Source organism: Pseudonocardia ailaonensis, assembly GCF_039531635.1.
Lineage (GTDB): Bacteria > Actinomycetota > Actinomycetes > Mycobacteriales > Pseudonocardiaceae > Pseudonocardia > Pseudonocardia ailaonensis.
On record NZ_BAAAQK010000004.1, the window covers coordinates 103346 to 117711 of the forward strand.

The 14366-nt window shown below is 74.0% G+C and carries 12 protein-coding genes; 7 read left to right on the forward strand and 5 right to left on the reverse strand.

Annotated elements, in window-relative coordinates:
• The first annotated feature begins 87 nt into the window (after positions 1 to 87).
• The 5 genes from ABD324_RS06935 to ABD324_RS06955 are packed head-to-tail and all read left to right on the forward strand — an operon-like array spanning position 88 to position 6546.
• Positions 88 to 417 (forward strand): hypothetical protein, encoded by a 330-nt coding sequence (locus ABD324_RS06935; RefSeq protein ID WP_344413644.1) that lies wholly within the window; start codon positions 88 to 90, stop codon positions 415 to 417.
• Positions 417 to 2234 (forward strand): hypothetical protein, encoded by a 1818-nt coding sequence (locus ABD324_RS06940; RefSeq protein ID WP_344413646.1) that lies wholly within the window; start codon positions 417 to 419, stop codon positions 2232 to 2234. The genes ABD324_RS06935 and ABD324_RS06940 overlap by 1 nt, the downstream gene beginning before the upstream one ends.
• Before the next feature lie 25 nt (positions 2235 to 2259).
• Entirely contained in the window at positions 2260 to 5028 is a 2769-nt protein-coding gene (locus ABD324_RS06945) for a hypothetical protein (protein WP_344413648.1), read from the forward strand.
• Positions 5029 to 5036: 8 nt separating this feature from the next.
• A complete protein-coding gene (locus ABD324_RS06950; RefSeq protein ID WP_344413650.1) occupies positions 5037 to 6293 on the forward strand; it encodes a YeeE/YedE family protein in 1257 nt (418 codons plus the stop codon).
• Between the two features lie 22 nt (positions 6294 to 6315).
• Positions 6316 to 6546 carry a hypothetical protein gene (locus ABD324_RS06955; protein WP_344413652.1) on the forward strand — a complete coding sequence of 77 codons (231 nt, stop codon included), beginning with the start codon at positions 6316 to 6318 and terminating at the stop codon, positions 6544 to 6546.
• 109 nt (positions 6547 to 6655) lie between these two features.
• On the opposite strand, the gene ABD324_RS06960 is transcribed toward ABD324_RS06955, so the two are convergent.
• Entirely contained in the window at positions 6656 to 7792 is a 1137-nt protein-coding gene (locus ABD324_RS06960; RefSeq protein ID WP_344413654.1) for an MBL fold metallo-hydrolase, read from the reverse strand.
• Positions 7793 to 7989: 197 nt separating this feature from the next.
• Between ABD324_RS06960 and ABD324_RS06965 the strand changes: the two genes are divergently transcribed.
• Positions 7990 to 10359 carry an MFS transporter gene (locus ABD324_RS06965; RefSeq protein ID WP_344413656.1) on the forward strand — a complete coding sequence of 790 codons (2370 nt, stop codon included), beginning with the start codon at positions 7990 to 7992 and terminating at the stop codon, positions 10357 to 10359.
• A gap of 45 nt (positions 10360 to 10404) precedes the next feature.
• Positions 10405 to 10884: a DUF5709 domain-containing protein gene (locus tag ABD324_RS06970; RefSeq protein ID WP_344413658.1), complete on the forward strand. Its 480-nt coding sequence runs from the start codon at positions 10405 to 10407 to the stop codon at positions 10882 to 10884.
• Here ABD324_RS06970 and ABD324_RS06975 read toward each other — a convergent pair.
• The 4 genes from ABD324_RS06975 to ABD324_RS06990 all read right to left on the reverse strand — a co-directional run bounded on the left by ABD324_RS06975 (position 10881) and on the right by ABD324_RS06990 (position 14356).
• On the reverse strand, positions 10881 to 11966 hold the full coding sequence (locus ABD324_RS06975; protein ID WP_344413660.1) for a LacI family DNA-binding transcriptional regulator: 1086 nt from the start codon (positions 11964 to 11966) through the stop codon (positions 10881 to 10883). The genes ABD324_RS06970 and ABD324_RS06975 overlap by 4 nt on opposite strands.
• A 395-nt stretch (positions 11967 to 12361) precedes the next feature.
• Positions 12362 to 13147: a type I methionyl aminopeptidase gene (gene map, locus ABD324_RS06980; protein WP_344413662.1), complete on the reverse strand. Its 786-nt coding sequence runs from the start codon at positions 13145 to 13147 to the stop codon at positions 12362 to 12364.
• Positions 13148 to 13164: 17 nt separating this feature from the next.
• On the reverse strand, positions 13165 to 13782 hold the full coding sequence (locus tag ABD324_RS06985; protein WP_344414238.1) for a YigZ family protein: 618 nt from the start codon (positions 13780 to 13782) through the stop codon (positions 13165 to 13167).
• A 253-nt stretch (positions 13783 to 14035) separates the two neighbouring features.
• Positions 14036 to 14356: a hypothetical protein gene (locus ABD324_RS06990; protein ID WP_344413664.1), complete on the reverse strand. Its 321-nt coding sequence runs from the start codon at positions 14354 to 14356 to the stop codon at positions 14036 to 14038.
• Positions 14357 to 14366 lie beyond the last annotated feature (10 nt).

Below are 14366 nucleotides of genomic sequence, written 5' to 3' on the forward strand. Positions count from 1 at the left end.
CGTTCGTCCACATCGGATGACGGGCCCGGACCGTGCGACCGCCGCGGCCGTTCGGCTCCCCACTGAAGAAGAAACCGGAGAAACACCGTGCCCCGACACCGTCACCGACCACCCCGGTCGGCCACCCTCACCCGGCTCGCCGGGATCGCGACCCTGACCGGCGCCGCGTTCGCCGTCCTCCCGGGAGCGGCGTACGCCGCCACCCCGGACCTGGTCCCGGACACCGCGCCGCTGCTCACCGCGCACAACGAGCCCGAGCCCGCGCCGGCGCCCACCGCGCCGTACGTGGAGGGATCGCAGACCGCGTTCGGCCAGGGCGACCTGCTGAACCAGGGCCGTGACGTCGCGCCGGCCGGCGTGCCCGTCACCGGGCTCGTGCAGTCCGTCGTCGGCGCGACGAAGATCCTGCCGACCTGATGCGCGCCCCGAAGAAGATCCTCCTCGGGCTGCTGGCCCTCGGCATCGTCGCCGGGGTGACCACGATCCCGGGCGGGGACGCGTACGCCGACGTCCAGACCGTCCGCTCCACCGTGAAGGGGGCCGACGGTAAGGACTACTGGGTCGAGAACAACATCGACGACGCGGCCAAGGGCTCCCACCAGGCGGGTACCCGTCCCGAGTACATGGTGGTCTGGGCGGGCGACGAGAACGCCGCCGACACCGTCGTGCCGGACGTGAAGAACCTGCCGGGGTCGCTGCAGAACCCGACCGACAAGGTGCGCAACGCCCTGCCGGGGCCGGACTTCATGGCCGTCGTCGACGTCACCAAGGGCTCGCCCAGCTACGGCAAGGTCGTCAACACCGCGACCGTCGGCCCGCTGGTGGAGAACGAGCCGCACCACATGCAGTACTCGTGGCGCAAGGGCGACAAGATCTACGCGGGCGGCCTCTACTCGGCGGCCACCTACGTGTTCGACGTGGCCGCGCTGCCGGAGCTCAAGCTCTCCGGCATCAGCCTCCCCAGCCAGACCCTCTGCGGGTCGGTGCCGGACGCGTACTGGGTGCTGAAGGACGGCACGGCGTACGGGACCTACATGGGCGGCCCGGTCGTCCCCGGTCCCTGCACCTACTCCAACGGCGAGGTCCGCACCGGCAACGGGTTCGCGGGCACGCCGGGCGAGGTCGTGCGGTTCGGGCCGGACGGCAGGAAGCTGGTCGAGGCCCCGGCCGCGACGACCACGCCCGAGGACCCGACCCAGTGCCTCAACATGCCGGCGCTCGGCCAGCCCAGCTGCGCGAACCCGCACGGCATCCAGGTCCGCGAGGACCTGAACACCATGGTCACCAGTGACTACGCCGAGCCGCGGACGATCATCCTCGACCCGGTCAAGGCGCCGTCGCCCTACCTGCGCCGGCCCACCGTGCGCACCTGGGACATCTCGGACCTGAACCACCCGAAGGTCAAGTCGGTGTCGTACCTGCCGACCGGGCCGCGCTCGAACGGTCAGGACCCGCTGCACAACGAGAACCGTGCGGCGATGGAGACCACGGTGACCAACCTGCCCGGTCACAAGGGTGCGTTCGCCCAGACCATGCAGGGTGGCGCGCTGTTCTACACCCCGGACATCACGGTTCCGGAGCCGACGTGGCGCGAGATCTACGACCTCTCCGCCGCGGTCAAGGAGCTCGACCCGAAGGCCGGCGACAACGGCGGCCCGTCGTCCAACGGTGGCTGGCTGCAGACCAGCCCGGACGACACGACGCTCTACCACGCCATCATCGGCCGCAAGCCGGGCGCGCTCGGCAAGGACGACCCGGGCACGAACGGCGGTGTGATCGCGCTCGACATCTCCAAGCTCGTCGAGTCCGGTGCCGACGCGCAGTGCTCGATCGACACCACCGACGAGATCGCCGCCGGCGGCGCCGAGGCCGACTGCCCGACCCTCAAGGGCGACCAGGTCATCAACCCCGGCAAGGCCGCGGGCGGCCCGCACTGGGGCGCCCTGGACACCCTCGCCCTGGGCGACGACGGCTTCTACCACCAGACCGACCAGCCCCAGCGCCTCGCGACCGCGAACTACTTCGTGGCCCGCACCGGCACCGACGGTGACCACCGGGTCTGCCTGGTGGACATCGCCGGCGACGGACCGCTGCACCTCGACGAGGACTTCAAGGACGAGAACACGGGCGACACGTGCATCTCGTTCAACCGGGAGCGCTGGCCGCACGGCGCCTTCGGCAACGCGAAGCCCCACTCGATGCTGTTCGTCGCGAACGATGCCGACGTCAAGTAGGAATCAGGCCTCCCGGTCGTGGCGCGTGCTCGCGCGCCGCGGCCGGGCGGCCGCCCCGCTCGCCGTGGCCCTGCCGCTCGCCGTCCTGGCGAGCGGCGGGTCCGCCGCGGCGGAGCCGCTCACCCCGGCCGCCCGTGCGGCGGCGGCCCTGGGGGAGCAGGCGTCCGCGGGGGCGGTGGCGTTGCGGGTGGTGCTGCTGGTGGGCACGGCCCTGCTGGCGGGCATCGCACTGGTCTCGGCGGCGGGACCGGATGCCGGCCGGAGGGGTCCGGGTGGCCGGGCGGGCTCCGGTGTCGGGCCGGCGGGCTCCGGTGTCGGCCGGACGGCCCGGTCCGGTCGAGACGAACCTCGGCCACGGCGGGACCATGATCGACTGGGGCTCACGGTCCTCTCGGGGCGTGGGGTGTCGGTGACGGCGTGGGTCGCGGCGGGCGTCGTGGCCGTCGCGGCCGAGGTCGTGCACCTGACCGGATCGGTGTCGGTGCCCGGCACGGTCGTGCATGTCGTGGCGGCGCTGCTCGCCGCGGCGCTGGTGGGCACCTGCTGGGCGGCGCTGCCCGGGGCGGTGCTGGTGGTGCTCCTCGCCGCCGGCCTCGGCTCGACGCACAGCGGCGTGGCCTTCGCACTCGACGCCCTCGTCGCCGTCGCGGTCGCGCTACTCCTGGGCGCGGCCGCGGTGGGGATCACGGGGCGTGGACCGGCGGTGGAACCGGGACCGCCGCCGGCTCCGGGGCCGGGGGCGGGGGAGCCCCCGGCCCCGGGGAGAACGCCAGTCCCGCAGGGCCTGCGGAGCCGCGAGCTCGCGGAGGCGGTGACGGAGTCGTTCGCGGTCGTGAGCCCGGCCGGGACCCGCGAGGCGGTCCGCGCCGAGCGACATCCCGACTCGCGGCGCGCCACGCCCCGACCCGCGCGGAGGGAGAGCGCGACTCGCGCGGAGCCGGCCCCCGGCTCGCACGGTGTCGGAGGCCGGGGTGTCGAAGTGCGGGGTGTCGGAGACCGGGGTGCCGGAGTTCGGGGTGTCGGAGCGCTGATGGGGATCGGGCTGGTGGGCGGGGTCGTCGCGGTGGCGGCGGCGCTCGCGCAGCTCCTGGTCGACGGTCCGGAGACCGCCCACGACCTCACGGCCACCGGGGCCGGCCTCGCCGGCCTGTCCGCCGTGGTGCTGCCGGCTCTCGCCACAGCGGGGTTGCTCGCCCTGCTCCTCCATGATCGCCGTTTTGGTGCGTCCAGGCAGGTTGGAGGGGGCGCCAGTGCACTCGAACGTCGATCTTCGCCGGTGCGCGGCCGCGCACCGGCGTTGGCGGCTGCCGGTGAGGAGCGGTCGTCCCGTGGAGCTGACAGGCGCCCGGGCGCGGTCGTGGCGGGCGATCGGCGTTTCGGTGCGTCCGTGCAGGTCGAGGGGTGCGCCGCAGCACTCGATCGGCGATCTTCGGGTGCCCGGCGGGTGCGGGAGGTGTGGCGGATCGTCGCCGTACTGGGCGTGCTCGGGACCGTGGCTGCGGCGCTGGTGGGGGTCGTGCCCCTGCCGGGGCCGGCGCCCGTGCCGGGCGAGCCGCTCCTGCGGACCGTCGAGGCCGGGTCCCAGCGGCTCGCGCTGCTGGTGGCGCCCCTGCGGCCGGGGCCGAACCTCGTCCGCGTCTCAGGGACCGGCTATCTCGCCGAGGCCGCCGCGGTGCGGCCCGTGGCCTACGCCGGCCACGACCACCAGGCCAATTCCACCGCGAGTGTCGCGGTGACCGGATCGTCCGCTCCCGCCGTCCCGTTCACGGCGCGGGACGGAGCGGCGGGCGGCTGGGCCGTCGTCGACCTGCCCGAGGGGGCGAGCACGCTGACCGTCACCGCGGGTGGCGTGACGAGCACCGTCCCCGTCGATGCCGGGTCGGAGACCCGCGTCGATACCGGGTCGGCGACGGCCACCCTCCCGGCGGCGACGAAGGGCGCGGTCCCCGAAGGCCCGGCGACCGAGGGCCCGGTCGCGCCGGGGCAGCGTTCATCCACGCAGGTCTCGGCGGTCGACGGGGTGGCCGGCCAGGGTGCGGACCCCCGGAGCGCCGGGCTGACCGGCCCCGACGGTCCGGAGTGTGCCGCGGCACTGCTCGGAGACCTGGTGGGGCAGCGGCCGGGGGAGGCGGCGCCGCAGGTCACGACCTGTCCGGCGGACTCCCTGTCCGAGGCCGACGCGCGCGCCCTGCGGGCGACCGTGCGGACCCTGACCGACCACGGTGTGCGCAGCGTGCGGATCGCGGCGGACGACTCGCCCCGCTCCCGGGCCGCCGCGGACCTGGTCCGGGGGCTGGCCGCGCAGGCACGGGCGAGGGTGGTCGACCGCGTGGACAAGGACAGCGCGCTGATCGTCGTGTCGGGCTGGTCCCCGGCCGCGGCGACCCTGCGGGAGGCTGCGGCGCGGTCGCTCGAGACCCCCACCCACCTGGGCGGGACCTACCTCGCGCCCTGGTTGATGACGGCCGGGGTGGTCACCCGGGCCACGTCGTCGATCGTCCCGCTGGACTTCGATCCGTCCGACCAGCCGGCCCGGCTCTACGCCGGCCAGGTGGCCGCGGCGTTCCCCGGCGAGACCCCGTCCGCGGCGGGCTTCACCGCCTGGGCCCGGCACGGCGGGGCACCCCTCGCCGACCGGCCCCGGCTCTACGGCGCGGCACCCGTCGACGTCCCCATGACCAGCACCGGGCTGACCAACGGCGCGGACGACCACCACCACGGCGGCGCCAACCCGGCCGCCTGGTTCCCCAACGGGACGGTCGTCCCGGTCAGCGCACCGCTCGAGACCCCCTAGGAGATCGCATGACCCTCACCTTCGAGAGCCTCAGGGCCCGGGAGCGCGCCTCCTACGGCCCGCTCGACCGGCAGGCCCCGCCCGTCCAGCCGATCCCGACCGCCGTCGCGGTGCTGCTCGCCGCACTGCTGTTGTGGGGGATCTCCCGGGTCGCCCCGGCCACCATGGTCGGCACCGGGGCCCTCGGCCTCGCGCTGGGCTTCACGTTGTTCCACTCCCGCTTCGGGTTCACCTCCGGCTGGCGGCAGCTCGTCGCCGTCGGCCAGGGGGCGGCGATCCGGGCGCACATGATCATGCTCGGCACCGCGACCGTCCTCTTCGGAGTGATCTTCGCGACCGGGATCGGGCTGTCGGGCGAGCCGAAGGGGCTCGTCGCGCCGGTCGGGATCGGGCTCGTCGTGGGCGCGTTCCTGTTCGGCGTCGGCATGCAGATCGGCGGCTCCTGCGCCTCCGGCACGCTGTTCGCCGTCGGCAGTGGACAGAGCGCGATCGTGTTGACGCTCTTCGGGTTCATCGTCGGGTCCGTGTTCGCGGCCCTGAGCTTCCCGTTCTGGAACGGCGTGGTCCCGCAAGGGGTCCCGGTCGACCTGCGGACGGTCTTCGGGGGCATCCCCGGTGCGCTGGCGGTGTCCCTGCTCGTCATGGTGGGCATCGCGGCCCTGACCTACGTCGTGGCGCGGCGGCGCACCCCGCCGCCCGTCGAGCGGCCGCCGTCGGCGACGGGGATCGCGCGGGCGCTGCGCGGCTCCTGGCCGATGTGGGTCGGCGCGCTGGTGCTCGCGGTGCTCAACGCTGCCGTGCTGGTCGTGTCCGGCCAGCCCTGGGGCGTGACGTCCGCGTTCGGCCTGTGGGGCGCCAAGGTCCTGCAGTGGTTCGGCGCCGAGCCGCAGAACTGGGCCTTCTGGCAGGTGCCGGCCAACGCGAAGGCCCTGGCCGGCCCGGTGCTGGCGGACCGGATCTCGGTGCTGGACCTCGGGATCATGGTCGGCGCGCTGTTCGCCTCGGCGGTCGGCGGCGCCTTCCTGCTGCACAAGCGGGTGCCGTGGCGGATCGCGGTCGGCGCGGTCGTCGGCGGCGTCCTCATGGGGTACGGCGCGCGGCTCGCGGGCGGCTGCAACATCGGCGCCTACTTCTCCGGCATCGCCTCCTTCAGCCTGCACGGCTGGATCTGGGGCGTGGTCGCGCTGGGCGGGACGTGGGTCGGGCTGCGGCTGCGGCCGCTGTTCGGGCACACCAACCCCAAGCCGGCCGACTCGATCTGCTGATCACCACACGAAGGGAAAGCTCATGATCCGCACCGCATCCGTCCTCCTCGGGGGGATCGCGCTCACCGCGCTCGGGGCCGGCGTCGCCACCGCCGCCCCGCTCGTCGCCGAGCCGCCGACCGCGCCCACCGCGCCCGTCGCCGGGAACCCGCTCTGGGCGACCGACCACGTGCCGGTTCCCGTCGAGGACCCGACCTTCGGGCTGTTCGACGCCGCCGCACCGGCCTACGCGCTGCTCGGGGGGATCGGCTGAGCGACGGCTGACCGCGCTCCCGTTCCCCGGTGTCACCCGGGGGGCGGGAGCGTCGTTCGCCCGATCGACGCACCTCGCAGCCGTCCGGCAGAGGTCGCGCAGGAAGAGCTCAGGCGGCGACGCGTCCGGCGAGCCGGACGCGGACCGTCGTCCCCTCCCCGTCGGCGAGGGGATCGCCCAGGTACTCGAGCTCGCCCCGGTCCGCGAGGTACGCGATGTGCGCGGAGGTCTCGGCCAGCGCGCCGAACTTCATCCGTCCGACCTGCTCCCAGGGCCGCGACCAGGTGAGCCGGGCCGTGACCTCCCATACGGAGGGCTCACCGAGCTCGGTGACGATCTCCAGGAGCTCGCGGCAGCGTGCCTCGTGATGGGACTGCAGGCCGCGGGCCCGGTTCGCCAGCCCGCGGAAGCGGTACTCGTGGGCGGGCAGGGCGAGGAGGCCGCCGTGCGCCTCGTCGGCGAGTGCGGTGTCCTCCAGCGACTTCAGGAACGCTGCCAGCGCGGGCATCTTCGCGTTCGCGACCTGCGGGGACAGCCCGATGTTCGGGGTGATCCTGGGCAGGATGTGGTCCCCGGTGAGCATCACACCGGCGTCGAGATCGAGCAGGCAGATGTGGCCGGGGGTGTGTCCGGGCGTCCAGACCGTCTGCAGCCGGCGGCCCGGCAGCGGCAGGATGTCGCCGTCCTCGAGCCGGAGGGTCGGCGCCACCAGGGACTCGGCGGTGGTGCTGTGCGTCCGCTGCTCGGAGAACTCGTCGATCTCGTCCTCGGAGGCGCCGCACGCGCACATCCAGCGGCCCATGGCCTCCACGCGCTGGCCGGTCGTGGTGGTGCCGGTCAGCTGGGGGAGCAGGTCGGCTTCGATCCGGTGCATCGCGATCCACGCGCCGCTGGCCGCGGCCAGCCGGCCGGAGAGGCCGTGGTGGTCCGGGTGCGTGTGGGTGGCCACGATGCCGACGACGTCGTCGAACGTCGCGCCGGCGGTCTCCAGGCCGGCGGTGAGCGCCGCCCAGGTGTCCTCGTCGCTCCAGCCCGGGTCCACGACGACCAGGCCGTGGTCACCCGGCACCAGGTAGGTCAGCGTGTAGCGCAGCGGATTGCGCGGGATCGGGACCGGGATCGACCAGATCCCGGAGTCCAGCCGCTCGACGGGCGGCAGCACCTTGTCCGCCCACGCCTGGCGCTGGGCCGTCCCGACGACCTCGACGCCGGGCGGCACCGGGGCGAGGGGGCTGGTGAAGTTCACGTTCGGACGTTAACGGGCTACCGGTCGGTCGTTCAACACGGCGCGGCGAAGGTGACGGGAACCACCGGGAGGAGCCGGACGATCCGGGCGGGCCGGGACGAGCGGGCGCCAACTACTTGTCGTGTGCTAAAAGTTCTGGGGCGGACGACGGGGGGAGCGCTGTGACGGCGGTCGAGGTGACTCCCACGGATCGCCCGATGACGCATCGCCAGGTCGTGCAGGCCCTCGCCGGGATGCTGCTCGCGATGTTCTCGGCGTTCCTGTCCGCGACCATCGTGTCCAACGCGCTGCCGACGATCATCACGGACCTGCACGGCTCGCAGAACCAGTACACGTGGCTGGTCACCGCGACCCTGCTGGCCTCCACGGCGAGCACCCCGATCTGGGGCAAGCTCGCCGATCTGTTCTCGAAGAAGCTGCTGGTCCAGATCGGAATCGTCGTCTACATCGGCGGATCGGTGCTGGCCGGCTTCTCGCAGTCCGTCGAGACGCTGATCGCGTGGCGGGCGCTGCAGGGCCTCGGCCTGGGCGCCCTGCAGTCGCTGGTCATCATCGTGATCGCGGCGGTGGTGAGCCCGCGTGAGCGCGGCCGCTACACGGGGCCGATGGCGGCCGTCGTGTCCGTGGCGACGATCGCGGGCCCGCTGATCGGTGGCCTGATCGTGGACAGCCCACTGGGCTGGCGGTGGTGCTTCTGGGTCGGGGCACCGGTGGCGGTCGTGGCGATGGTCGTGGTGCAGCGCACCCTGAACCTGCCGGTGATCCGCCGGAAGGTGCGGATCGACTACCTCGGTGCCGCGCTGCTCGCGGCCGGTGTCTGCGACCTGCTGATCTGGGTCACCCTGGCCGGGGACGAGTTCGCGTGGGGCTCCGGGACGTCGTGGGCCCTGCTCGGGACCGGCGTGGCGCTGCTCGCGCTCGCGGTGCTCGTCGAGTCGCGGGCGGCGGAGCCGATCGTGCCGCTGTACCTGTTCAGGGAGCGCACCACGACCCTGGCGGTGATCGCGAGCGTCGCCGTGGGCGTCGCGATGTTCGGCGGGGCGATCTTCCTGGGGCAGTACTTCCAGATCGCGCGCGGCTTCTCGCCCACCGCCGCCGGGCTGCTCACGTTGCCGATGATCGTCGCGTCCACGGTGGCGGCGACGGTGTCCGGCCAGGTGATCACGCGGACCGGCCGGTGGAAGGGGTTCCTCGTCGGCGGCGGGGCACTGCTGACCGCCGGTTTCGGGCTGCTCGGCACCATCGACCACGCCACGGACATGGTGCTCGTCGAGGTGTACCTGGGGGTGCTGGGCCTCGGGATCGGCATGATCATGCAGAACCTGGTGCTCGCCGTGCAGAACACCGTGCGGGCCTCCGATCTCGGGGCGGCCAGCTCGGCGGTCACGTTCTTCCGCTCGCTCGGCGGGACGGTCGGGGTGTCCGTGCTCGGGGCGATCCTGGCGACCCGGGTGGCGGAGCTGACCACCTCGGGAGTCGCGGACGCGGGGATCGGCGTGGTCGACGACGTCGGGATCGGTGCCCTCAACCAGCTGCCGCCCGTGCTGGTGGAGATCGTGCGCGGCGCCTACGGCGACGGGAGCGCGCGGATCTTCCTGGTCGCGGCCGGGCTGTCCGTCATCACCCTGCTGACCACGCTCTGCATCCGCGAGATCCCGCTGCGGACGCTCAGCGGGATCGAACAGCAACGCGCCGAACTCGCCCCCGCACTTTCGTCACTGTCGGACGCGGTGCATGCTCAGAGCGTGACGAGTGAGCAGGTGGTGGTCGGCCCGGCGATCTACGGCTTCGTGACGGGTGCGAGCGGGGGCGGGATCGCCGGCGCCGTCGTGACGGTGACCGGTGCGAACGGTGAGCAGGTCGCCCGCGCGGCGACCCAGGCCGACGGCGGCTACGAGTTCCATCTCGCCACCGGTGGCACCTACCTCCTGGTGGTCGCCTCCGGCGCACTGCAGCCGGCGGCGGCGATGGTGCCCGTGGCGGGTGTGCCCGTGCGGCACGACGTGGCGCTCGACGGTGGCGCGACGGTGAGTGGGACCGTGCTCGGCGGGCCCGGCGGCGGGGTCACCGTCACGCTGATCGACGCCCGCGGCGACGTCGCGGGCGCCGCGACCACGGACGGCGCCGGTCGCTACCTCGTTCCCGGCATCCCGGAGGGGAGCTACACGCTCACCGCGTCCGCGCCGGGCGTGCCGCCCGTCGCCACATCGGTGCTGGTCGGAGCCGGTGCGACCACCCACGACGTGACCCTGGCCGATCGCGCGGAGCTGCGTGGCACGGTGCGTGCGGGCTCGACCGGGGGACCGGTCGCGGAGGCCGTCGTGACCCTCGCGGCGGGGGACGGGGCCGTCGTCGCCTCCGGGCGGACCGACGCGGCCGGTAAGTTCGGCTTCGCCGGTCTCGCGGCGGGCTCCTACACGCTCGCCGCCGCCGGATACGCCCCGGACGTGCAGGTCGTGCGCGTCCAGCCGGGCCTCGACGCGCAGGTGCGGGTGGTCCTGGGCGGCACACCGAGCGCTCCGCAGCGTGCCGGCGAGCGCTCCGGCACGCCGGTCGCCGGAGCCTGATCGCGGCGCGGTGCCATCCGGCGCCGGTCGTGCCAGGGTGTGCGCATGAGCGGAGACGACAACGGGCCCGACACGGACACGGACCAGCTCGAGCCCGAGGACACCCTGGAGGACCGCGGCGTCGCGGACGTCCTCGACGAGGGGTACTCCCCGCCCGAGCGGCCCTGGGCCGTCGACGACTTCGGGACCACCCCGGAGGAGGAGCACACCGGCGAGGACCTGGACCACCGTCTCGCCCGCGAGCTCCCCGACGTGTCGTACTCCTACGACGTGGACGAGGAGGACTCGCCCGAGCGCGAGCCGGACGACACGAACCCGGACTGGCCCGCGGACGCCACGGACACCGACGGCGAGCTGTACGACGACCAGGTCGGCGACCGCCGCGCCGGCCGGCTGGTCGACTCCGCGGAGGGCGACCCCCGCGACACGGACTCCGACGCGTGGGCGTCCGACGTGGGCATCGACGGGGCGGGGGCGTCGGCGGAGGAGGCCGCGATCCACGTGGTCGACGACGACCGGGTCTAGGAGCTCTCCCGCTCGACCACGTGCGCGGGGAACCGGCGGACCGCCAGGCGCGGGTCCCAGCGGCCCTCGACCGCGGCCAGCACGGCGTCCGCCATGCGGGCCGAACCGCTCGACAGGTCCACGGTCGTCGAGGTCAGCCGCGGGCGCAGCAGCTCGCAGTACGGGTCGTCGTCCGCGCCGATGACGGCGACGTCGTCGGGCACCCGGATGCCGGCGTCCATCAGGGCGCCGAGCACCATGCCGGCGTGCCGGTCCGTGGCCCCGACGACGCCGTCCGGCAGCCCGGTGCGCCGCCAGCTCGCGACGAGCGCAGCCGCGGCGGCGGGATCGGGCACCAGGTGCTGCGCCTCGGCCTCCGCGCCGGCCGCGCGGGCGATCCGCAGCGCCTCGGAGACCCGGTTGGCCAGGGGCTCCCCGCGGGGGTCCGCTCCGGCCACCCGGGGCAGCGACGAGCCGGGCATCCCCGAGCTGACGACGGCGATCCGGCGGCAGCCGCGCGCGAGGAGGTGCTCGGCGGCGGCCCGGCCCAGGTCACCGTCGTCGAGCACGACGGTGGCGGTGAGGTCCGAGGGGGCGGTCCCGACCGCGACGGGCACGGTGCCCGCCCCGGCCAGCATCGCGACGCTGTCCTCGGTGAACCGCTCCGCGAACGCGACGACCGCGGCCGGCCGCAACGCGAGCCACGCCCGCGCGGCCGCCACGCCCACGAGCGTGGGATCGCCGTGCATGAGGAACATGAACCCGGCCCTGCGCAGGTCCGCCGCCACCTGGGCGAGGCCGAGCGCGGGGATCCGGCCGCGGAGCACGGCGTCCCGCTCCACGTGGCCGATGATCAGGTCGCTGCGACCGCGGCGAAGCGACCGCGCGTTCACATGCGGGACGTAGCGGAGCTCCTCCGCCGCCGCGAACACGCGGACGCGCGTCGGCTCGGGGATCCGTGTCCCGGGGGTGCTGTTGAGGACGTACGAGGCGGTCGCCCGGGACACACCGGCCCTGCGCGCGACGTCGGTCATGGTCGTCGGTCGGGGGGAGTCGGGCCGGGCGGTCGTGCTGGCGTCCGTGGCGCCGTGGGGGCTGTCCACGCGGGAGATCCTGCCAGCCCCGCCCCCACCACGATCAGGTCCGCCGAGCGCGTCCACGGAAGGATGTGCTGGTCACGGTGGGTGCCGGAGGTGCGTCCACGCGGGGGAGCCCGCCCTCCCCCCGACGGGGCCCGGCAGGTCCGTGATCCGGGAAGACGGGCGGCGGCGGGCCGGGAAGGGGAGCTCGCCGCCCGGTGGTGATCGCCGGTGGTTGCGCTGACGGAGATGCCGACAGCCCGCGCGCACGCGAACGGCGATCATCGCGGTGGGACGCCGCGGGTGGCCGGGGAGCCGGCCGGTCGGGACTGGCACCGGTCGGCTCCGGGCGGCACTACCGAAACGTGGTTTTCGACCTACCGAAAGTGCCGACTCGCGGGGTTGGGGGGTGCGGGGCGTCAGTGGGGGGCGGGTTCGGAGGTGCGGCGGGTCAGGACGAGGGGCTCGTCCTCGGTGATCGCCACGGTGTGTTCGGAGTGGGCGGTGCGGGAGCCGTCGGCGGAGCGGATGGTCCAGCCGTCCGGGTCGAAGACGATCTTGTCAGTCGTGCGGGCGAACCAGGGTTCGAGGGCCAGGGTGAGGCCGGGGCGCAGCGTCAGACCCCGGCCGGGCCGGCCCTTGTTGGGGATGTGGATCTCCTCGTGCATGGTGCGGCCGATGCCGTGGCCGCCGAACTCGGTGTTGACGGGGTAGCCGTGGGCCTCGGCGACCGCCCCGATCGCGGCGGAGATGTCGCCGATGCGGTTGCCGGGGCGGGCGGCGCCGATCGCGGCCTCGAGTGCCTCCTCGGTGGCGCGGACGATCCGCAGGTCCTCCTCGGCGGGGGTGCCGACGATCACGGTGCGGGCGGAGTCGGCCGCCCACCCGTCGACGGTGACGGCGATGTCGGCGCTGACCACGTCGCCGTCGCGAAGCGTGTAGTCGTGGGGGAGGCCGTGGAGGACGGCGTCGTTGACCGACAGGCAGATGACGTTGCGGAAGGGGCCGCGGCCAAAGGAGGGGGCGTAGTCCCAGTAGCAGGACTCGGCGCCGCGCTCCTCGATCATGGCGCGGGCGTGGTGCTCGAGGTCCATGAGGTTGACGCCGACGTCGGCGAGCCGACCCATCTCGGTGAGGATCTCGGCGACGAAACGCCCGGTCACGTGCATGCGGTCGATCTCCGCAGGCGTCTTCAGTTCGATCACGGTATAGTTATACCGCATCATCGGTCGGCGATCTCCACGTCGGTCGTGCCCGTCTCGATCGCCTCGACCGCGCCGCCGGTCCGCTCGGCCAGCCAGGTGTGGAAGGCGGTCGCGTCGGGCACCTGGACGGCGATCGCGACGTCGCCGCCGTACTCGACGCCTGTGACCCTGATCCCGTTCGCGCGCACCGCGTTCTCCAGTCGGCCGGCGTCGGCGTGCGGGACGGCGAGGAGGAGCTCGGTGTGCCGCGCCCGGCGGTGGGTGCCGATCACGTCGAGGGCCTCGGAGACCGCGCTCCCGTAGGCGCGGACCAGGCCGCCGGCGCCGAGCTTCGTCCCGCCGAACCACCGGGTGACGACGGCGACGACGTCCGTCAGCTCGCGCCGGGTGAGGACCTCCAGCATGGGGACGCCCGCGGTGCCCGCGGGCTCGCCGTCGTCCGAGGAGCGCTGGATCTCCGCGGCGGGACCGATCCGCAGCGCGGTGCAGTGGTGCGACGCCGACCAGTGCTCGCGGCGGACGGCGGCGACGACCTCGGCGGCCGCGTCGGCGTCGGTGACGCGGGTCAGGCGGCAGCGGAAGCGCGAGCGCTGGATCTCGGTCTCGTGCTCCCCGTCGCGGGCGAGCACCCGCAGCGGTTCGGGCACGTCAGCACCGTACCGACGTGACCTGAGTCAAGTTCCGGCCGTTTCGGAAACGATTCAGAAGATCGACGCGCTGGACCCTGTGAAGGGCGCGCAACCCGGCGCGTCCCCGATGGAGAAGAGGAACACATGAGCACCCTCCGCAAGGTCGTCCGCCGCTTCGACGAGTGGACCCTCACGGCGTTCAACCCGCAGTACCCGGTCGGCTCCCGCAGCTGACGAGCCACGGGAGCCGACCCGGCTCCTAGTGCGAAGGAGGCCCGCCAGCGTCGCCGGCCGCCTCGATCTCCTCGGGTGTGGGCGCCTTGACCGGCCGCAGCCGCACCCACAGCACGAACAGCACCGCGATGACCAGCATCGCGATCCCGGTGTCGCGGTTGATGTCCCAGCCGCCGGTCTTCTGCATGTCCGCGGCGGTGTTCGACACGAGCCCCAGGATCAGCAGCACGATCCCGTAGACGCCGAACAGCAGCGCGATCACCGTCCGCAGGTCGAACAGGCTCGAGGCCGTCTTCGACACGGGGGCGCTGTGGCCCTGGCCGGGGAGATCCTCCGGATTGGTCATCGGTGCTCCC

What these genes read in the sequence shown, in the direction of transcription:
- ABD324_RS06940 (WP_344413646.1), top strand. Translation starts at nt 417, where the DNA reads ATGCGCGCCCCGAAGAAGATCCTCCTCGGGCTGCTGGCCCTCGGCATC.
- ABD324_RS06950 (WP_344413650.1), top strand. Translation starts at nt 5,037, where the DNA reads ATGACCCTCACCTTCGAGAGCCTCAGGGCCCGGGAGCGCGCCTCCTAC.
- ABD324_RS06955 (WP_344413652.1), top strand. Translation starts at nt 6,316, where the DNA reads ATGATCCGCACCGCATCCGTCCTCCTCGGGGGGATCGCGCTCACCGCG.
- ABD324_RS06965 (WP_344413656.1), top strand. Translation starts at nt 7,990, where the DNA reads ATGACGCATCGCCAGGTCGTGCAGGCCCTCGCCGGGATGCTGCTCGCG.
- ABD324_RS06970 (WP_344413658.1), top strand. Translation starts at nt 10,405, where the DNA reads ATGAGCGGAGACGACAACGGGCCCGACACGGACACGGACCAGCTCGAG.
- ABD324_RS06990 (WP_344413664.1), bottom strand. Translation starts at nt 14,356, where the DNA reads ATGACCAATCCGGAGGATCTCCCCGGCCAGGGCCACAGCGCCCCCGTG.